Annotated in this window: 17 protein-coding genes and 1 other RNA gene; 13 read left to right on the forward strand and 5 right to left on the reverse strand. The window is 62.3% G+C overall.

Annotation, left to right across the window (positions count from 1 at the left end; translation table 11 throughout):
• Positions 1–98 precede the first annotated feature (98 nt).
• The 12 genes from RG540_RS10555 to RG540_RS10600 all read left to right on the forward strand — a co-directional run bounded on the left by RG540_RS10555 (position 99) and on the right by RG540_RS10600 (position 7,017).
• Positions 99–371, forward strand: a complete 273-nt coding sequence (locus tag RG540_RS10555) for a hypothetical protein (RefSeq protein ID WP_038587494.1) — start codon at positions 99–101, stop codon at positions 369–371.
• A 142-nt stretch (positions 372–513) separates the two neighbouring features.
• Positions 514–762 carry a hypothetical protein gene (locus RG540_RS10560; RefSeq protein ID WP_038587498.1) on the forward strand — a complete coding sequence of 83 codons (249 nt, stop codon included), beginning with the start codon at positions 514–516 and terminating at the stop codon, positions 760–762.
• A 162-nt stretch (positions 763–924) separates the two neighbouring features.
• Positions 925–1,311, forward strand: coding sequence for a hypothetical protein (locus RG540_RS10565; protein ID WP_038593506.1), 387 nt, complete (start codon positions 925–927; stop codon positions 1,309–1,311).
• Positions 1,312–1,399: 88 nt separating this feature from the next.
• Positions 1,400–1,618, forward strand: coding sequence for a hypothetical protein (locus RG540_RS31625; protein ID WP_080724913.1), 219 nt, complete (start codon positions 1,400–1,402; stop codon positions 1,616–1,618).
• 5 nt (positions 1,619–1,623) lie between these two features.
• Positions 1,624–3,084 carry a TolC family protein gene (locus RG540_RS10570; RefSeq protein ID WP_038593508.1) on the forward strand — a complete coding sequence of 487 codons (1,461 nt, stop codon included), beginning with the start codon at positions 1,624–1,626 and terminating at the stop codon, positions 3,082–3,084.
• Between the two features lie 14 nt (positions 3,085–3,098).
• Positions 3,099–4,457: a multicopper oxidase family protein gene (locus RG540_RS10575; RefSeq protein ID WP_038587501.1), complete on the forward strand. Its 1,359-nt coding sequence runs from the start codon at positions 3,099–3,101 to the stop codon at positions 4,455–4,457.
• Between the two features lie 30 nt (positions 4,458–4,487).
• Positions 4,488–4,964: a cupredoxin domain-containing protein gene (locus RG540_RS10580; RefSeq protein ID WP_038593511.1), complete on the forward strand. Its 477-nt coding sequence runs from the start codon at positions 4,488–4,490 to the stop codon at positions 4,962–4,964.
• A 21-nt stretch (positions 4,965–4,985) separates the two neighbouring features.
• A complete protein-coding gene (locus tag RG540_RS10585; RefSeq protein ID WP_038587504.1) occupies positions 4,986–5,270 on the forward strand; it encodes a copper-binding protein in 285 nt (94 codons plus the stop codon).
• A 198-nt stretch (positions 5,271–5,468) separates the two neighbouring features.
• Positions 5,469–5,850: a transfer-messenger RNA gene (gene ssrA / locus RG540_RS31395) on the forward strand.
• A gap of 120 nt (positions 5,851–5,970) precedes the next feature.
• The gene (locus RG540_RS10590) at positions 5,971–6,477 is read left to right on the forward strand and encodes an SspB family protein (RefSeq protein ID WP_038543462.1); all 507 of its coding nucleotides are present in this window, start codon (positions 5,971–5,973) and stop codon (positions 6,475–6,477) included.
• Positions 6,478–6,498: 21 nt separating this feature from the next.
• The gene (locus tag RG540_RS10595; RefSeq protein WP_038543464.1) at positions 6,499–6,693 is read left to right on the forward strand and encodes a DUF4169 family protein; all 195 of its coding nucleotides are present in this window, start codon (positions 6,499–6,501) and stop codon (positions 6,691–6,693) included.
• 114 nt (positions 6,694–6,807) lie between these two features.
• Positions 6,808–7,017, forward strand: coding sequence for a ribbon-helix-helix domain-containing protein (locus tag RG540_RS10600; protein ID WP_038587507.1), 210 nt, complete (start codon positions 6,808–6,810; stop codon positions 7,015–7,017).
• 20 nt (positions 7,018–7,037) lie between these two features.
• Here RG540_RS10600 and RG540_RS10605 read toward each other — a convergent pair whose 3' ends face one another.
• The 3 genes from RG540_RS10605 to RG540_RS10615 form a co-directional block, all read right to left on the reverse strand.
• Complete coding sequence (locus tag RG540_RS10605) at positions 7,038–10,745, reverse strand: AsmA family protein (protein WP_065814418.1); 3,708 nt, start codon at positions 10,743–10,745, stop codon at positions 7,038–7,040.
• A gap of 75 nt (positions 10,746–10,820) precedes the next feature.
• Complete coding sequence (locus RG540_RS10610) at positions 10,821–12,236, reverse strand: FAD-binding oxidoreductase (RefSeq protein WP_038587511.1); 1,416 nt, start codon at positions 12,234–12,236, stop codon at positions 10,821–10,823.
• A 717-nt stretch (positions 12,237–12,953) separates the two neighbouring features.
• On the reverse strand, positions 12,954–13,157 hold the full coding sequence (locus RG540_RS10615) for a hypothetical protein (RefSeq protein ID WP_038543470.1): 204 nt from the start codon (positions 13,155–13,157) through the stop codon (positions 12,954–12,956).
• A 323-nt stretch (positions 13,158–13,480) separates the two neighbouring features.
• Between RG540_RS10615 and RG540_RS10620 the strand changes: the two genes are divergently transcribed.
• On the forward strand, positions 13,481–14,317 hold the full coding sequence (locus RG540_RS10620; protein ID WP_038587514.1) for an NAD(P)-dependent oxidoreductase: 837 nt from the start codon (positions 13,481–13,483) through the stop codon (positions 14,315–14,317).
• A 113-nt stretch (positions 14,318–14,430) separates the two neighbouring features.
• Here RG540_RS10620 and RG540_RS10625 read toward each other — a convergent pair whose 3' ends face one another.
• Together RG540_RS10625 and RG540_RS10630 are read right to left on the reverse strand one after the other, a co-directional pair.
• Positions 14,431–17,637, reverse strand: a complete 3,207-nt coding sequence (locus RG540_RS10625) for an efflux RND transporter permease subunit (protein WP_038587517.1) — start codon at positions 17,635–17,637, stop codon at positions 14,431–14,433.
• On the reverse strand, positions 17,634–18,914 hold the full coding sequence (locus RG540_RS10630) for an efflux RND transporter periplasmic adaptor subunit (RefSeq protein ID WP_038587520.1): 1,281 nt from the start codon (positions 18,912–18,914) through the stop codon (positions 17,634–17,636). Before RG540_RS10630 ends, RG540_RS10625 begins: the two co-directional genes overlap by 4 nt.
• Positions 18,915–18,980: the final 66 nt, after the last annotated feature.

Consider the following 18,980-nt stretch of genomic DNA (forward strand, 5'->3'; position numbering starts at 1 on the left):
TTCCACCTTACAAATTTGTAAACTTGGCGAAAGGCGGTCGACAAAGCCGCGATGTAACGTCCTCACGCTGCACCACGCAGTCGAACGAGGAAAAGATCATGAATTCCAAGCTCCTAATCCTATCGGTTGCTTTCGCAGCCATTGCAGTCCCCGCTCTGGCAAACGGCCCGTTGGCCTCCGGAGCGTCTCATGTGGATGCTATTGTTCAGGGCCACGGCAAACCCGGAGAAACCGCTGTTGCCAAGTCAAATAGCAACGTCACTTTCCGCGTCCTCGACAATGGCATCGTTGAGCGCACCAACAAGCGGTTCGGGATCGTTTCCGTAACCAATCCGCTTGCTGAACTGCATAAATCCCGCGACAACCGCTGACCTCTGGCACCGTCCAATTCGGCGCAGACGGGTTTTCAACTGCCGCCGATCGGCCATTCCCTGCTCAACATTCAAGACATCGGCAACTCGTCGACCGTGGTCGCTAACTCCAGTGGTCGGCAATTCTGAAGGAATATCCACAATGATGAAAGCAGCTTCCGCTGCCGCGCTTTTGGCCGCAATTTTCCTGAGCGCCGCCGCCCTGGCCCAGGAAGGTAATTACTACGAAGGGGCTGACCGCAACCCTCCGCTGGAAGCATCAGCAGCCCGGGACGCCAGCTACGGATATACCGGATCGATCAACAATCCGGCGCTTCGTAACGGTTGGGACACGAGCCCGAAGACAACCAACAGCGGCGACTACTACGGGGGTTCGGACCGGCCCAATTAAAGCCACTGCAATCGGTGCCCGCTGGACCTCACATACAGCGGGTCGCCCTTCCTGCCTTCATTGCGTTGTTGCAATGCCACACGAACGACATGAAACAGTGGTTGGAAAAGGCGTCGATTGACAAGCTCGAAGGCACTGGCAATCCTCATAGGCATGAGTGGGATGTATCGAATCACATCTAAAGCGATGGCACTGATATTCAGGCTGGTGATGATCACGTCACTGGCCGGGTACAGCTTTTCTGCTGTCAACGCCGCGATGCATCCTGAAAGCCCCGCCCAGATCTCGCAGATCCAGGATGATCATTCCTCTCGCCATGGCGACGACGCCGTTGCGATGGCGGATGCAGATCATCATGGCGACCAGCACGACCACGGCAGCCCGGAGAAGTCCAAGAACTCCTGCTGTAAGGATTATTGCGGTGTTGCGGCCATCACATGCTCCGGCTCCTCGTTAAGCCATCCGCGCGTGGTTTCCATTCGCGAGTTTATTGACGACACGGACACTGTCGGGCAAAGGCCAAGCCTTCATCGTCCACCCAATATCTGAGAACTAGCACCCGCACCGCGGGTCTTGCTGTGCCTGTGCGCAAGTCGGCGCATCGGCGCAATTGCGATCTTATTCTCGGATTTTCACCATGAAACGTTTGTTCCTGGTGGTTGCCTTGCCGCTGTTTGCCAGCGGATGTGCATCCACATTGCCTGAAGTCGTTGCTTCAACAGACTACGCCGACAATCCATCCGCCGTCAGGCCAGTCCGCTATCAAAGCTCGATTGGCAGCTACACCCATCGCATGCCCGTCGACCCGAAGCCCTGGCGCGGTCTCAACGACGCCCAGGCGCCGAAAAAAGGATGAGCGCGATGATTACACGTCACATCAAGCTCGTGTCCGCCGTCGTGCTCCCTCTCATCGCCGCAGGTTGCGTGACGACGGACTATTCGGCCAAAGACGCCGGATTCACGAACGCCTCGTCGAAGAGCAGCGAGGCAACCGGCAAACAGACCGTTTGGGTGCAAAACCGACAGCAGGCTCAGGCAGTCCGCGACCGCGGGAAGGCGCTGATGGCCAGGAAGACCATCGACGTCGAGACCTCCGTCCAGATCGCTCTCCTGAACAACAAGGGCCTTCAGGCGTCCTACGCCGATTTGGGCGATAGTGCTGCGGATGCATGGCAGACGCAGCTTTCGGTTTTGCCGACCTTTTCCGTCGGCCTGACCGGAATAGGCACTCCCGGGCTTGAGGCATATCGTGTTCTTGAAGGTGCCGTCGCCGCCAATATCCTGGCGCTGGCAACCTACGACAAGAACATCAAGCTGGCCGATACACGGTTCCGTCAGGCCCAGCTCAACGCAGCCATAGCCACGATTTCTCTGGCTGCCGAAACGCGTCGCGCCTGGATCAACGCCGTGGCGGCATGGGAGAATGTCGCCTACCTCAACCAGGCGAAGGCAGCCGCCGACGCTGCGTCCGAACTTGCCAAGAAGATCGGCGAAGCAGGATCGATGCCGAAGGGGGAACAAGCCCGGGAACACGTCTTTTATGCGGAGCTGACCGGCGAGACCGCCAAGGCAAGGCTCGAAGCGAAGCTCGCCAAGGAAGAGCTGATCAGGCTGATGGGCCTCTCTGGCTCCGACATCGATTTCCAGATTCCGAACCGCCTTCCGACGCTGCCGAAGACACTGGTCAAACGCGACGACATCGAGGCTGAATCGATTCACAAACGCATGGATCTGCAGGTCGCCCGCCTGGAGCTTCAGGCAACTGCTCAGTCTTACAAGCTCGAAGATGTCACCCGCATCGTCACCGACATCGAACTCGTCGGCACTTACGAAAAGGAACGCGAGCGCGACGAGGGCAAGATCCTTTCGGACGTCGCCAAGACTGCCTCGCTGGAGTTCACGATCCCGATCTTTGATTCCGGCCAGGCTCGTTTGCGAAAGGGTGAGCTCGCCTACATGCGGGCGGCCAATCAGCTGGCGGAACTTGCGGTCAACGCCCGCTCGCAAGCCCGCTCCACCTACCTCGCCTACAAGTCGAACTACGACATCGCACGCCACTACCGAAACAACGTCCTGCCGTTGCGCAATGCAATCGAGCAGCAGTCCATGCTCACCTATAACGGCATGATCACCAGCACCTTCGAACTGATCGCCGACAGCCGCGAAAAGATCGACTCCACCATCCTCGCAGTCAACGCCAAGCGCGACTTCTGGCTCGCCGAAGCAAGCCTTGCCCCCGTCGTCTATGGCGGCGGCACCGGTTCAGCCTCGGCCGAAACCAAGGTCGCTTCGGCTGAAGAAGCGACAAGCGGCGGACATTGAGAAAGGAAACGAGAATGTTCAACAGAAGACAATTGCTCGGAGCAGGTGCCGCCGGTGCCGCACTCGTCTCCTCCCAGGCCTGGGGACAGACCTCGAACATGGGGCTGCCGGAGGCGGCGGTCATGGATTCGGCCGCAACCCAGGCGCCGGTTCGGCCATCCGTCGGTCCGGATTATAACCCGGTCGTGACCCTGAACGGATGGACCCTCCCCTTCCGGATGAACAACGGCGTCAAGGAGTTCCACCTGGTTGCGGAGCCGGTGGAACGCGAGATGGCCGAAGGCATGACGGCCTATCTCTGGGGTTACAACGGCCAGTCGCCGGGACCGACGATCGAGGCCGTCGAAGGTGATCGCGTTCGTATCTTCGTCACCAACAAGTTGCCGGAGCACACCACGGTCCACTGGCACGGCATGATCGTGCCGTCGGGGATGGACGGTGTGGGCGGCCTTTCGCAACCCCACATTCCCGTCGGCAAGACGTTCGTCTACGAGTTCGATCTCGTGAAGTCCGGCACCTTCATGTACCACCCGCATTCGGACGAGATGGTCCAGATGGCGATGGGCATGATGGGTTTCTTCGTCGTTCATCCCAAGGACCCGAAGTTCATGCCGGTGGACCGCGACTTCGTCTTCCTGCTCAGCGCCTACGACATCGACCCCGGCACCTATGTGCCGCGCGTCATGGAGATGACCGACTTCAATCTCTGGACCTGGAACAGCCGCATCTTCCCCGGCATCGATCCGCTGGTGGTCTCGAAGAACGACAAGGTCCGCGTCCGCGTCGGCAACCTGACGATGACCAACCATCCGATCCACATGCACGGCTACGATTTCGAGGTGACGTGCACGGACGGCGGCTGGGTCAGACCCGAGGCCCGCTGGCCCGAGGTCAGCATAGACATTCCGGTGGGCGCCATGCGGGCCTACGAGTTCGATGCGAAATACGTCGGCGATTGGGCGATCCATTGCCACAAGTCGCACCACACGATGAACGCGATGGGACACGAAATCCCGACGTTCATCGGCGTCGACAAAAGGGAAGTCGCAAAGAAAATCCGACAGTTCCGTCCCGAATACGTCCCCATGGGCACCGCCGGCATGGCGGATATGGGCGAAATGTCGATGGAGATACCGGAGAACACCGTTCCCATGATGACTGGTTGGGGACCTCACGGCCCCATCGAGATGGGCGGCATGTTCTCGGTGGTGAAGGTCCGCGAGGGCATCTCGGCGGGCGATTTCACCGATCCGGGTTGGTACGAAAACCCACCCGGTACACAGGCCTGGGAGTGGACGGGAAACCTCCCGGACGCGCCCAAGGCCAAAGACGCAAAGACGCAGCCGCCTTCGAAACATTCGAGTCACGGCTGATCCAACACTCCCAAGCAAAAGGACATGACCATGAAAACTGCAATTCTCGGCCTCCTCCTGGCCACCCTCGCAACTCCGGTCCTGGCATCGGGCAGTCACGCGGGCGGCCACGGCGAGATGGCCGCCGGAGAACCTGGAGACAAGTCGAAAGTCAGCCAGACGATCCGCATCAGCATGAAGGAGATGCCGGACGGCAAGATGATCTTCACCCCGAATGACTTCAAGGTTCGCAAGGGCCAGACCGTCCGCTTCACCATCAAGAACGAAGGCGAGCTCGACCACGAATTCGTCCTCGACCAGGAAGCCAAGGTAATGGAGCACAAGGCGGTCATGGAGAAGTTCCCAGACATGGAACATGACGATCCGAACGCGATCCGCCTCAAGGCAGGCAAGTCCGGGGATATCGTCTGGAAGTTCACCAATGACGGCGTCTTCAAGATCGCCTGCCTCGTTCCCGGCCACTACGACGCCGGAATGCACGGCGATGTCACGGTCGCCGACAAGTAAGCAAGAAGGAAGCAAAAGCCTATGAAAACCGTTCCCAAACTTGCTGTCGTCGCAGCACTCACCCTCACATCCGCCGGCGGGGCATTCGCTCAGGAATTCACCAAAGGCACCGTCAAGAAGCTCGATACCGGGACCAAAAAGGTCACGCTCATCCACGAGGAGCTGAAGGGTCTCGAAATGCCCGCGATGACCATGGTCTTTCAGGTCGGCGACGACACCTTGCTGGCCAAGCTGAAGGAAGGCGCGAAGGTGCAGTTCGTCGCTGAGCGCGTCAACGGCAAGCTGACGGTCACGCAGGTAAAGTGACCCAAGGCCGCGCTTCCACGGGGAGCGCGGCCTTACCTCTCGGCAGGCCATATGGAACCACCGCGCCATGGCGCGATCGATTGCACGGGTTAAATCCCACTTGAATAACCGCAAATAGCCGACCAAACCTCAATTCCTCCAGGCCAGCGGCAAAAATCGTCGTAACGATCGGATTATCGAAGGCTTTCACGCCGGCCACCCCTTTTCACCGGCGGGCGATGCGCCTATATCAACGTTGCCGGACTTCGGTCCGGCTATGGCAATAAACGGCCGGTGTAATAAACCTATTGGACCCGGGGGCGGTACCCGGCGCCTCCACCAAAAACCGGTCGGTCACATTGGGAAACCATGAGGACCGGCTTTTGATGGGGGCGAAATAGGATCGACAAGGGCTTAAAGATCGAACTTTTGCTCGGCATGATACCACCGTCATCGGGTCAAAAAGTGTAGTTGCAAACGACAACAACGCTAAGGGTTATGCTCTCGCTGCCTAATGGCGGTGCGGGAAATCCGAACTAAGTCCTTAGAGGTAGCACTTTAAGGCGGGGTCCGAAGGCACCTGGCAACAGAAGCCTTCACCTTCGCTCCCCAGTCGAATACTATGGAACTGACTCGGATGCTCGTCGGGGCTTCCCCGCACCGGGCCGGCATGGCATAACGCGTCTGACTAAAAGACGAGAGAATGGAAAGACAGGACCGTATGGGGCAGGACCACATCCGTTACGATATTCTGGCGCAGGACGCTTTGCGCGGCGTCATCCGTAAGGTTTTGACCGAGGTTGCGGCCACCGGCCGTCTGCCGGGCGAACATCATTTCTTCATCACCTTCCTGACCGGCGCCCCGGGCGTGCGCATCTCGCAGCACCTCAAGGCGAAATATGCCGAACAGATGACCATTGTCGTCCAGCACCAGTTCTGGGACCTCAAGGTCTCCGAAACCCAGTTCGAAGTGGGCCTTTCCTTCTCCGACACGCCGGAACGCCTGGTCGTTCCCTTCAATGCCATTCGCGGCTTCTACGATCCGTCGGTGAATTTCGAACTCGAATTCGAGGTACCGCTCGCCGACGAGGACGAAAACACCACCGCCGAAATCACGGCCATCCCCGTCGAAGCCGTTTCCAAGTCCACCGATACCGAAGCCAAGCCCGGCGAAGAGAAGAAGCCCGGCTCCGTCATCTCGCTCGATTCCTTCCGCAAGAAGCAGTAAGCGCCGGGAGGCGCGTCAGCCATGAGCGCCGAAATCGTCAACCTTCGCCAGTTCCGCAAAGCTAAGGAACGCCGCGAAAAGGAAAAGGAGGCGGAACAGAACCGCCTCACCTTCGGCCGTACCAAGGCCGAAAAATCGCTGACCAAGGCACGCAACGACAAGGCGGAGAAGGGGCTCGAGCAGGGCCACCTGGAAAAGCCCGGCAAGGACGACTGAGTTTCCGTCCGGTGCATATTAATGATCCGCTAACCAGGCTTGCGCCGATCGGCTTGACGCCGGAAGTACCACAGTCTGAATAAGCGAGCTTGTTCAGAAGGTCCGGAGAGTTTCGTGATCCGCAAACATTCCGCGACCCTTCACGGTCATCGCACCAGTTTTTCGCTCGAAGACGAATTCTGGCTCGAGCTGAAAGCGATCGCCGCAAAACGCGATATCAGCCTGGCCACCCTGATCGCCGAGATCGACGATCAACGAGGTGCCGACAGCAATCTCTCGTCTGCGTTGCGCGTCCATGTCCTGACGTGGCTCAAATCCTCCTAGACCCGAACGCGCGGCGGCAGCTATCGCTGCACCCCCGGCAGGCTCGGTATGTTGGGCGTGCCCGCGGACGGAAGGCTCGGGAAGTTCTGACGGATTGCGTCGTCGGTGGGCGGCACGATGAGCTGCGGCGGCTGGCTGATCTGACGCTGACGCATTTCTTCCGCCGCTCGGGCCGCCGCCTCCACGCCCTGGCGCTGGCGTTCCGCTTCGGCGGCCTGCTGGCGAGTGCGCTCTTCAGCCGCCGCCTTTTCGCGAGCCGCCTGCCGCTCGATTGCCTGAAAATTATAAAGCGCCACCTCGCGACGAAGGCGCTGCTTTTCCAGAACACTCGCCTGCAGGGTTTCCACACGCCGCCGCTGCTGCTCGAAGGCGCGTTGCGACAGGAAATTGGCCATCGCCGCAATATCGATCCGCTCGGTGGGCGCGGCAAGATCTCCCGAATAATCGAGCCGGATTGTCGGATCGCCGCCGGCCAGCGCCTCGTCGCCGGCATCGTAGGTGATCGCCAGGTTCGCGCTCAGGCGGTCGTCGAGCAGATCGAAGCGCCCCTCGCCCGACAGTTTTGTCGTGCCGACGGCGGCTGCAATATTCTGCGCCCGCGCTTCGCCCGCCGTGATCGTCACCGGAACGGTGACGTTGCCGATCGCCGCATTTCCCTGATGCAGCAGGCTGGAAACGATCGGCCGGACCCTCGCTTCCGTGATTTCTCCGCCGAGCTTGTCCACCCCGGCCATCAGGGGCTTCATCGCATCGGGATTGATGCCGGCGACGGTCAGGCCCTTCAGCCGCAATTCGGCCGAGCCGCTCGTGGCACCCAAGAGCTCGGCCAAGGTCTTGCCGGTCGATTCGGCGGACATGTTGAAATCCAGCTTTCCGCCGGCAACCGGCTTTCCGCCTTTCGTCCAGATGAGCGGCGCAAGATCGGCGTTCTCAGCCGAAAGCCGGGCCTGCAGAAGTCCCGTTCCGTCACCGTTCGACATCAGCAGCCGGCCGGCGAGCCGGCCGCCCTGCCAGTTGCCAACACCATTCTCGATGGTGATGCCGCCGCTGCGATGCGTCACGCGGGCCGAAAAATCGCCGATATTGCCGAACGCGCCCGTGTAGAACGTGCGCGCCTTGACGTCGAGAGCGACATCCGCGCCGTAAAAGACCGGCGGAGCGAAGGGTTTTGAAGAAAACGCACCGCTTTTCGGATCGCTGACCGGCCCGTAGATCGCCTCCCCTAGCCAGGCGAGATCGAGGTTGTCGAGGCTGAGCGAGCCCGTCGCCGGCATGCCCGGCGCCTTGCGATCGACGGCGATATCGCCGCTGATCACGTTGCCGTCCGCCGCACCGCTGAGCGCTGCAATCTTGACCGCCTCCGGCGTCATGCTGACATCCGCATCGAGCGTGATCGGCAGGCCGGTCCCGAATTGCGGCAGCGCGATACCGTTCATCAGCAGGTAGGGTTCCAGATCGGCGCTCCGCAGCGTCACGTGACCGCTACCCTCCCCAAAACCGTCGCTGCCGATCCGCATGTCGCCCTTGACGTCCAGCGAGGTCTTTGCGGTTGTGAACGACAGCGCGGTCTTTGCCGTGGCACCCGGCCCCTGATGGACGTTGAGCAGCAGTTCGCCGGTGCCGTCCCCTTCGAAAGGCAGGGGATCGAGACCCGCCTGGCCGAGAAGAACCATCGGGTCGGAATTGTCGAGCGAGGCGACCAGCGTCATGTCGGGGTCGCTCGTCAGGTCGAACAGGCCGGGAAGCTTGAGGTCGGCATTGACCGCGCTGCCGTTCGTCTTGCCCTTGAGAACGATCTCCACCCCGTTCGAGCTTCCGCCGACCGTAAAGTTTGCACCGAGATCCGTGTTGGCGAACCAGGCGCCGTTTGCGGCAAGCCGGGCCAGAGCCGGATGCGGAGGCAGGCGGTCGCGCAGCATGGTCAGGAAGGCCGTCGGATCGCCGGAACGCAGCGACAGGCTGCCGGTGCCAGAATAGGCAAGCAGCGAGCCTTCGACGCGGCCTCGTGCCGATATCGTCGCCCCTTCGATATTGCCGACCGTCAGGCGCTCCAGCGAGAGCGCTCCGCCAGCCACGGTGAAAGCGGTATCAACATTGTTGGCGGCAACCCCGAAGGCGGTGAACCGGTCCGCCTTCAGCGTCGCCGCGACGCGATGGTCCAGCACATCCTGGCCCGCATCGTCGCCGGTCAACAGCGAGGCAAGCGCCCGCATGGCGTCGATATCGATCTCGTTGCCGGCAAGGCTCAGCGACAGGTTCGGCGTCTGCCCCTGGGTCGATTGGCGTTCCAGACGACCCTTGAGCGTCGCAGGCCCTATCGCCAGTTCGAGATTGTCGAACCGTTGCAGGTCGGGTGTAAGATTGACCTTCGCCGAGAAGCCGGCTGACCGGAGCTGGCGCAGTTCGGGTGCCACCCGTCCGGAAAGCCAGTCGGAAAGGCCGGACGGCTGGCTGGAAGCGACCAGCATATCGCCGACGAAGGACGTCCGGTCGCGAAGCACGAGGCTGCCCTTCGCCTCCAGCTGCGTGCGGCCCGGCAGGGTCGCCACGACGTTGTCCACCGTCCAGCCGCGGCCCGCCGGCCGTATGTCGAGCCTGATGTCGCGGATGGTCGTATCGTTGGCGACGATCGCCGGCAGCCTCAGGCTGGCGCGGCCGGGCACCTGCGGAATAGGGATAGACGCCGCCAGCCGGATGAAATTGTTAATGCGGCGCTGCGCCGAGGCGGCGGCATCGCGACCGGTCTTGGCCCGCGCGCCGTCGCCCAGCCGGTTGACGTCGATCTGCTGGCCGTCGGCGGTCAGCAGGAATTCAGGCTTGGTGCCAGTATCGAGCGTCGCCTCACCGGTCACCACGTATGGATTGTCGCTCGCCCCGACTTCCAGCCGGTATTGCGGAATACGGATGCGCTCATTGGTGACTTCGAAACCACCCTTCAAGCGCGGTCCGGGCGGTGGCGGCGTCACCGGTTCGGTCTCGTCCTCCTCCTGCAGGAAATCGAGCGTGAAGTTGCCGTTATAGGCAGGCCTGTTGTCGGCAACGGTAAGCTCGCCGTCGAGATTGATCTCGACGGGCTGTGCATCCGGCCAGAGCCTGAGGCGCAGCGGCATACGCTTGCCCTCGGCATCCGCCGTGCCGCTCGCCAGGTTGAACCGGGTCTCGTAACCGTCGAGCGTCGCATTGCCCTCACCGCGCCAGGGGCCGCGCAGCGAACCTGCGGAAAAGTCGCCGACAAAACCGGTGATCTGCCGCGACTGGCCGGACTGTTCGTCGATCAGGTCAATCTCGCCGCCGGTGACATGCACGTCCTCAATGACGACGGTATGAGCCGGGATCGCGGCGCGGCTGCCGCGCATCCAGTCGAGCGTGCCGTCCTTCAGCAGCCGGACCCGCGCCTTCGGCTGCTCGATGCGCATGTCGAAGATCCGCGCCTCGCCGGAGAGGAAGGGCGCAAGCTCCATATCCATCGAGAATTGCGCGATCTGCACCAAAGGCTGGCCATCCGTATCGGCCCCCACCCTTACGTCGTGCAGGGTGACTGAGGGAAACGGCAGTATACGCGCGTCAACATTGCCGTGGACGGTGACCTTTTTGCCGAGGATGCGGCTTGCCTGTTCCTCGAAGCTTACCCGCAGGCTCGCCCAGTCGACGAACAACGGAGCGAGCAGCGCCGTAAACAGCGCCACCACCACCAATCCGCCGAATGCCAACAGGATGCGTCCGAGCACGGTATCCGTCTCCCTGATCTTGCTAAGAGACTAGTTCTATTGGGTTCGCAGGCAAGTCAAGCTTGCGGGAGCATCTCATTCGGCATTCCTGAAGATCTTGCCGGGATTGAAGATATTCTTGGGATCGAGCCCCTGTTTGATGGTCCGCATCAGGTGGACGGCGCCGCCCAGTTCCTCTTCCAGAAATGACATCTTGCCCTGGCCGATGCCGTGCTCGCCGGTGCAGGTTCCGTCCATGGCAAGTGCCCGGTGATTGAGGCGGCCGATGAACGCCTCGACCTTTTCGACCGAGGCCGGATCCTTGCCATCGAAGAGCACCAGGACGTGGAAATTGCCGTCGCCCGCATGCCCGACGATCGGCGCCAGCAACCCCTGCTCGGCAATATCGGCCTGGGTCTCGGCGACGCATTCGGCAAGCCGCGAGATCGGCACGCAGACATCGGTCGAAAGGCCGTCGAGTTCCGGCGCCAGCGCCCGGCTCGCCCAATAGGCGTTGTGCCGCGCATGCCAGAGCTTTGCCCGCTCCTCGGCATTGGCGGTCCACAGGAAGTCGTCGCCGCCGCACTCGGTGGCGATCTCGGCAAACTGCGCCGACTGCAGCGCCACCGTTTCCTCGGTGCCGTGGAATTCCAGGAACAGCGTCGGCTTTTCCGGATAGGAGAGTTTTGAATAGGCATTGCAGGCCCGCATCTGCACGTCGTCCAGCAGTTCGATGCGGGCGACGGGAATGCCCATCTGGACGGTCATGATCACGGCGTCACAGGCCGCTTTCACGCTCGGGAAGGCGCAGACGCCGCCGCCGATCTTTTCCGGAATGCCCTGCAGCCTCAACGTCACCGAAGTGATGACGCCGAGCGTTCCTTCCGAGCCGACGAAGAGACGGGTCAGATCGTAGCCGGCCGAGGATTTCCGGGCCCGCTGCGCGGTGCGGATTTCCTCGCCGTCGGCGGTGACGACGGTGAGCGACAGGACGTTGTCCTTCATCGTGCCGTAGCGCACCGCATTGGTGCCGGAGGCGCGGGTGGCGGTCATGCCGCCGATCGAGGCATTGGCACCGGGATCGATCGGGAAGAACAGGCCGGTGTCGCGAAGCTCGCGGTTCAGTTCCTCGCGGGTGATGCCGGGCTCGACCGTCACGTCGAGATCGGCCGGGCTGATGCGGAGCACCTTGTTCATGCGGCTGAAATCGATCGAGATGCCGCCCGACGGCGCATTCACCTGGCCTTCGAGCGAGGAACCGACGCCGAAGGGCACGACCGGTACCCGATGTTCGGCACAAGCCCTGACTACGGCTTTGACGTCATCGGCGCTTTCAGCGAAGACGACGCCATCCGGAAGCTGAGCCGGCAGATAGGTCGTCGTATGGGCGTGCTGCTCGCGAAACGACTGGCCGGTCTGAAAACGCTCTCCGAAGGATTGCTTGAGGATGCCGAGGACCGTCGAGATGCCCTCTTCGTTGCGAAGGCCTGCCTTCACGTCCTTGATCGCCATGGCCATTCTCCTCCTTGTCTTTTCAAGGGATTGGTTAGGCGACGGGTCGGGTTTTGTCCAGACGGAACAGCGATGGACCGGGCGGAGTCCCGCCTTAGCGATTTCGGTTTTTGTGTCGGACGGGGCGCTGAAAGCTGCCTCGTAAGATAAGTAATAAGTGACACCTCTCAGCGCCCCGTTCGGCGGTTAATATCCGCGACTTCGGTCCCTCTGCCGTGGCCTTTCCGGACGGTGTTCGTATGACCCGGGACGCCCCATCCGATTTGATCGGAAAGGCTTCCACGGATCTCCGCCGGTTTCTCCGATAGTATCGGTCGGACTTTGAAAATCCGGCGACACCATCCGGTCAGCCAACATGTGTGCCGCACAGGCACGTCCGGCGCGCGCTTTCGGGCATCAAGAGACGAAGGCTCGGTCCGTTTGCCTTCACCTCTCCCCGTTGTCGCCGGAGGGAGACCATTTTCCGCGAACCCCGAATGGAAGGACTTACGTCGTTTCCTCCCACCCGGCGCCGGTCCCGCCTCGCCGGCACGCCTGCCGGTGTATCCGCGACGGAACGGGGGGATTTTAGGCACGGGTTGGATGGGCGGGGATGAGAGGGGTAGAAAATTAAACTAAGTCGTTGAGCCGACAGGCGGGTGAAGCTTGGGACATCCCCGCGACGGCGCTGCCCAACGAACTCGAATAGGATGCCGGACGCGAAACCTGATGCCGAACCTAGCCCGCTATGGCTACGCTCAGCCTCTGCTGTACCTGATCGACATTGCCGCGGACATAGACGGCCGTGGGCTTGCCGCCGGTGCTGGCAAGTGCAAGAGCGACGATGGTGACTTCCTCTTCGAAGGTCGTGACGTAAAGCACCTGGGCGGGATTGATGTATACGGACTGGTTATGGGTATTCTTGAAGCCGATCAGCGCCATACGTCTCTCCTTCTGCTGCGTGGCGGGATATGCCATGCCATGCACAAGGTTGCCGCAAGTTTAACAGGCCCGGCTCGTGACCGTTATGACTACAAGAAGTCTCGAAACCGACCACCGCAGCGGGATGTCGGCGATGAGCCTCCCGTGCCGGTAAGTCCTTGCGCCCCGGCAGGGTGAGTTTCCGGGAGCCGGACGCGAATCGCCGGCAGGGCCTCCGCGCCACGGACAGGTCTTTTTGTCTCGGCGCAAAATAGTTCACCTGCAAGTCGCCGATCGATGCTTTAAATCAGGTTCTGCCTTTATCAAATTTCAGGAGATCAGCGATGGCGACAATTGCAATCATCGGCGCGGGCGCGATGGGGAGCGGGATCGGCCGGCAGTTGGCGGAGGGCGGCGCAAGCGTGCTGACCTATCTGGAAGGCCGCTCACCCGGGACCCACGAGCGGGCCAGGGCCGCCGGAATGGAACCCGCCTCGCTTGAAGACATCATCGGGGCGGAGATCGTTCTGTCGATCGTTCCTCCCGCCGAGGCGATCGGCGTTGCCGAACGTCTGTCCGCGGCGATCGGAGAGCGCCCAAGCCCAGTGACATTCGTCGACTGCAACGCGATCTCGCCAAAGACGATGAATGCGGTCGCAGCCGCTTTCAGACCCGGCCAGGCGAACGTGCTGGACGGCTCGATCATCGGCCTGCCGCCGCAGCCCGGAAAGGCCGGACCAAAACTCTATATCAGTGGCGACCGGGCGGACAAAAGCGCCGTTCTCGCCGCGCACGGGCTTCACGTCCGCCGGATCGAAGGAGCTGTCGGAGCAGCCTCGGCGTTGAAGATGTGTTATGCCGGCATCAACAAGGGCATGACCGGGCTCGGCACCGCCATGCTTCTCGCCGCCATCGGATCGGGTGCGGACCAGAGCCTCAAGCGGGAGATGGCCGAAAGCGTGCCCGATCTCGACCGGAAACTCTCAAGCGCCATTCCCGACATGTATGCAAAAGCCTATCGTTGGGTGGCGGAGATGGAGGAGATTGCCGCGTTCCTCGGCGAAGACGATCCGGCTTCGCAGATATTCAGGGGAATGGCGGGATTGTTCCAGAAGATGGCCGAGGACCGCGCCGGTGGCGGCGAGCTTGCCGATCAGCTCGACGCCTTGCTGGGCCGCTAGGTCGCGAAAAACCTGATATTATCTCTTCTGTCCCCGGATCAGGTCCGAGGACAGGGAGGATGGGAGGAAGCGAAGTACCCGCGCTCTCGAACGGGGTGGGCCTCACCCGGCCATCACTCGGCAGCGAGCAGCCGCTCCTTGCCGTCCTCTTCCTCGTTGTCCTGCTTTTCCGGCTTGCGACGCGTGGCATGCGCCAGTTCCTGATGGAACCGCGCTTCCTCGTGCACATGCGGCTTGGCGAAGCCGGCGATCAGAAGATAGGCAACCGGGGTGATGAAGAGCGTCACGATGACCGCAAAGCCGAGGCCGCCGACGATCACCCAGCCGAGCGCGATACGGGCTTCCGCGCCGGCGCCTTGAGCCAGCAGCAGCGGTACGCCGCCGATGACGGTGGCGATCATCGTCATCATCACCGGGCGCAGGCGAAGGGCGCAGGCGGTTTCGATCGCCTCGCGCACGCTTGACCCGCGGTCGCGCAGCTGGTTGGCGAACTCGACGATCAGGATGCCGTTCTTCGCCATCACGCCGACGAGCAGCACGAGACCTATCTGGCTGTAGACGTTGAGGCTCGATCCGGTCAGCACCAGTGCGATCGCGGCGCAGGCAAGCCCGAGCGGCACGGTCGACATGATGATGATCGACGACAATACACTTTCGAACTGCGCCGCCAGAACCAGGAAGATGATCGCGATCGCAAAGCCGAAGGTCAGCAGCATGGCGTTGGAGTTTTCGCCAAGCGTCTTGGCCTCCGCCATCGGCACCAGACGGATACCGGCCGGCAGCAGCGGCTGGGCGATCGCCGTGACTTCCTTGACCGCATCGCCGAGCGCCACGCCATCGCGCAGGTTCGACGAGATAGAGACCGATGCGAGCTGCTGTTCGCGGTTGAGCTGCGGCGCAACCGCGCCTTCCTTCAGGGTCGCGATCGTCGACATCGGCACGATCTTGCCGTCGCCGGTCTTCAGGAAGATGTTTTCAAGATCGGTCGGATCGTCGATCGGCCTCGTGGTCGAGGTGAGCTTGACGGGCAGCGCGTCGCCGTTGACGAAAACGTCGACCACCGAGCGGCCTTCGAGCAGCGACTGCATGGCGGTCGACAGGCCGGTAATGTCGATGCCGAGGTCGGAGGCCCGCTCGCGGTCGATCGCCACCGAAAGCTGCGCCTGGGTTGGCTCGTTGGTGAGGCGCGGTGTATCGAAGAACCGGCCGCCCTCGCTTTCCATATGCGAGACGAGTTTCAGGGCTGTCGAAGTCAGGACGTCGTAGTCGTTGCCGACCAGCGCCATCTGCAGCCCGTTGCCGGCGCCACGGATCTTCAGGCTGTTCGCCTGCATGGTGAAACCGCGCAGTGCCGGAACCCTGAGCGCTGCGGCATTGACGTCGGCAGCGATCTGGTCCTGGCTGCGGGTGCGCTCGTCCCAGGGCGCCAGGGTCAGGACCATGAAGCCGCTATTGGTGTTGCTGCCGAACCCCGAGATCGAGAAGACATTGGTGATCTCGCCGGAATCGCGCAGCGACTTCAGGTTCTCCTCTACACGCTGCATCTGGTCGCGCGTATAATCGAGGCTGACGCCCTGCGGCGTCGTCAGGCGCAGCATGATCGTGGCGCGGTCTTCCCGCGGCGTCAGCTCGCTCTTGACGAGGCCGAAGACGTTGTAGGCGGCGACCGAGAAGACCACCGAGACGACGATGACGACAAGCGGCGCGTTGAGGCAGAACCGCAGCGAGGACGCATAGACGCTGGCAAACGCGTTGCCGAAGGCGCCGAGCAGGCCGTGGTCTTCCTTCATCGGCTTGGTCAGCATGCGCGATGCAAGCATTGGGCAAAGCGTCAGGGCGGTCACCGACGACAGCGCGACCGAGAAGGCAAGCACGAAGCCGAATTCCTTGAACAGGCCGCCGATCTGGCCGGGCAGGAAGGACAGCGGAATGAAGACGGCCGCGAGCGTCGCGGTCGTCGCGATGACGGCGAAGAACACTTCCTGGGTGCCGAGCACGGCGGCTGCGCGCGGTCCCATGCCTTCAGCCCGTCGTCGGACAATGTTTTCGAGCACGACGATCGCGTCGTCGACCACCAGACCTGTCGCCAGGACGATGGCGAGCAGCGTCAGGATGTTGATCGAGAAGCCTACGAGATAGATCGCCACCAGCGTGCCGATCAGCGCCACCGGCATGGTGATCGCCGGGATCAGCGTGGCGCGCCAGTCGCGCAGGAACAGGAAGATGACCACGACGACGACCGCCGCCGAGAGCATCAAGGCGGTCTCGACTTCGTGCAGTGCGCCCTGGATGAAGATCGCGTCGTCGCCGGTAACCGCGATCCGGGTGCCTTCCGGCAAGGTCTTCTGCATCTCCGCGACGGCGGCCTTGACGCCTTCGGAAATGTTGAGCGTGTTGGACTGCGCCTGGCGGATGATGCCGAGGCCGACGCCCTGCACGCCGTTGGCGCGCAGCACGGTCGTGCCGTCGTCCGGGCCAAGCGCCACGGTCGCCACGTCGCGGATGCGGACGTTCGGCCCGATCAGCACGTTTTCGAAATCCTGCGGCTTGGTGAGGCTGGCGGTGGCGCGGACGACGATGTCCTGCGTCGTGCTCTTCAGCGAACCGGCCGGAACGTCGAGGGCGGCGCTCGACAGCGCCTTGGAGACGTCGGCAACGGTCAGGCCGCGGCCGGCAAGGGCCGCCTGGTTGACGTCGACGCGGAACACCTTGTCCTGGTCGCCGTAAAGTTCGACGTCGGCCACACCTTCCACGGCGGCGAGCCGGTCGACGATCTCGTTGTTGACCAGCTGAGTCAGGTCTTCCATCGAGAGCTTCGAGGAGGTGACCGCAAGACGCATGATGGCGTCGGAATCGGCGTCCGCCTTGACGATGCGCGGTTCGTCGGCATCGTCGGGCAGCTTGTTGACGACGCGGCCGACGGCATCGCGCACGTCGTTTGCGGCTTCGGACAGGTCTACGCTGTCGGAAAATTCCATGGTCACGCGGCTGGAGCCGAACTGCGACTGCGAGGACAGCGCCTTCAGGCCGGACACGCGGGCGACCGCGCCTTCGATGACCTGGGTAATTTCCTGGTCCATCGTCTGTGGCGAGGCACCGTCGTAATTGGTGCGCACCGTGATGACCGGCTGGTCGACGTCGGGAAGTTCGCGCACTTCGACACCGGCGAGTGCTGCAAGACCCGCAACGACGAGCAGGGTGTTCAGGACCGCGGCAAGGACGGGCCGGCGGACGAAGAGAGCGGTGAAGGACTGGCTGGATTTCTCCGCGTTGGCCGTCCCCTCGTCGTCGTGGCCATGTCCCGGAAGTTCGATCTTCATTGGCGCGCCACCTCAGCGGTTTCCGGCGCGCCGAAAATCCGGACCGACGCCCCCTCCCTCACCCGTTGCAGACCTTCGGTCACTATCCTGTCGCCCTCCTGGAGCTCGGCGCCCACGAGTACCGCATCGGGATTGCGCTGAACGACGCGCACCCGGGTCTTGACCGATTTATTGTCCTTGACCTGCCAGACATAGGAACCCTCGCCGTCCCACTGGATGGCGAGCGGATCGACCGCCGGGTATCTTTCGCCGGCAAAGCGCATGCCGACATTGAAGGCCATGCCGGCGCGCAGAACGTCGCCCGGATTTTCGACACGGGCGCGGATGCGCATCGTGCGGCTTGCCGCGTCGATACGGTTGTCGATCGCCTCGACCTTGCCGGAGAAGACCTGGCCCGGACGGGCGATCGAGCTTGCGTCGACTGCCTGGCCCGGCTCGATGGCGACGGCGAAACGCTCCGGCGCCCAGAAATCGACCAAAATAGCCGTGCGGTCGTCGATCGTCACCACATTGGTCTGGGTGGTGACGTTGTCGCCGATATTGACCGCGACGATGCCCGCGATGCCCTCGATCGGCGCGACGATATCACGGCGCTTCAGGTTGAGTTCGGCGGTGGACAATGCGAGCTTTGCAGCCTGTTCGGCGATCTGGGCATTGAGAACGTCGAGGCGCGAGAACGACTGGAGGTTCTTGTAGGACGCGGATTTTTCCTGGGCGCTCTGCAGGGAGACCTGCGCCTTTTCGCGCTCGATCGTCTGCTCCTCGTCGTCGAGGCGGGCGAGCACCTGGCCCTTGGTGACCTTCTGGCCGGAAACGACCCTGATCTCGTTGATCGTGCCGGAAGACTGCGGCATGACGACGACGGACTGGATGGCCTCGCCGCTGCCGATCGCCGTGAGGCGGTCGTTGACGGTGCCGATCGCCACCGGCTGGGCAACGACGAGCGTGGCGCGGTTGCCACCTTGTCCGCCCTGGCCGCCGGCGCCACGCTGGCCGTTCTGGCCCGCGTTGTTCTGGGCCGCGTTCGCGGCTCCGTTCTGGGCATTCCCCTGTGCAGCGCCCTGACCTTGCTGGCGTGCCGCAGCATTGCCGTTTGCTCCGCCGGCTGCCGCCGGCGTGGGCTGGGGGGCATGTTTCGGGCTTACGGCGGCAATCACCTCACCGGGAACGCCGAACTTTGCAAGCGTGGCTCCTGCACTCGGCACCAGGTAAACCCAAAGAGCCAGCGCTCCCGCCAGGACGGCGAGACAGAGCAGAAGCTGTTTCCAAATCCGCATTCAATTCTCCGAAGGAGGCACGAAAAGGCCATATTGCCCGGGAGTATCCTTTTTTGCGGGTGCTCA

It is taken from the genome of Neorhizobium galegae bv. orientalis str. HAMBI 540, from assembly GCF_000731315.1.
Lineage (GTDB): Bacteria > Pseudomonadota > Alphaproteobacteria > Rhizobiales > Rhizobiaceae > Neorhizobium > Neorhizobium galegae.

Excerpts from the sequence above, each read along its gene's own strand:
- RG540_RS10555 (WP_038587494.1), top strand. The coding sequence starts at position 99 with ATGAATTCCAAGCTCCTAATCCTATCGGTTGCTTTCGCAGCCATTGCA.
- RG540_RS10560 (WP_038587498.1), top strand. The coding sequence starts at position 514 with ATGATGAAAGCAGCTTCCGCTGCCGCGCTTTTGGCCGCAATTTTCCTG.
- RG540_RS10565 (WP_038593506.1), top strand. The coding sequence starts at position 925 with ATGTATCGAATCACATCTAAAGCGATGGCACTGATATTCAGGCTGGTG.
- RG540_RS31625 (WP_080724913.1), top strand. The coding sequence starts at position 1,400 with ATGAAACGTTTGTTCCTGGTGGTTGCCTTGCCGCTGTTTGCCAGCGGA.
- RG540_RS10570 (WP_038593508.1), top strand. The coding sequence starts at position 1,624 with ATGATTACACGTCACATCAAGCTCGTGTCCGCCGTCGTGCTCCCTCTC.
- RG540_RS10575 (WP_038587501.1), top strand. The coding sequence starts at position 3,099 with ATGTTCAACAGAAGACAATTGCTCGGAGCAGGTGCCGCCGGTGCCGCA.
- RG540_RS10580 (WP_038593511.1), top strand. The coding sequence starts at position 4,488 with ATGAAAACTGCAATTCTCGGCCTCCTCCTGGCCACCCTCGCAACTCCG.
- RG540_RS10585 (WP_038587504.1), top strand. The coding sequence starts at position 4,986 with ATGAAAACCGTTCCCAAACTTGCTGTCGTCGCAGCACTCACCCTCACA.
- RG540_RS10590 (WP_038543462.1), top strand. The coding sequence starts at position 5,971 with ATGGGGCAGGACCACATCCGTTACGATATTCTGGCGCAGGACGCTTTG.
- RG540_RS10595 (WP_038543464.1), top strand. The coding sequence starts at position 6,499 with ATGAGCGCCGAAATCGTCAACCTTCGCCAGTTCCGCAAAGCTAAGGAA.
- RG540_RS10610 (WP_038587511.1), bottom strand. The coding sequence starts at position 12,236 with ATGGCGATCAAGGACGTGAAGGCAGGCCTTCGCAACGAAGAGGGCATC.
- RG540_RS10615 (WP_038543470.1), bottom strand. The coding sequence starts at position 13,157 with ATGGCGCTGATCGGCTTCAAGAATACCCATAACCAGTCCGTATACATC.
- RG540_RS10620 (WP_038587514.1), top strand. The coding sequence starts at position 13,481 with ATGGCGACAATTGCAATCATCGGCGCGGGCGCGATGGGGAGCGGGATC.
- RG540_RS10625 (WP_038587517.1), bottom strand. The coding sequence starts at position 17,637 with ATGAAGATCGAACTTCCGGGACATGGCCACGACGACGAGGGGACGGCC.
- RG540_RS10630 (WP_038587520.1), bottom strand. The coding sequence starts at position 18,914 with ATGCGGATTTGGAAACAGCTTCTGCTCTGTCTCGCCGTCCTGGCGGGA.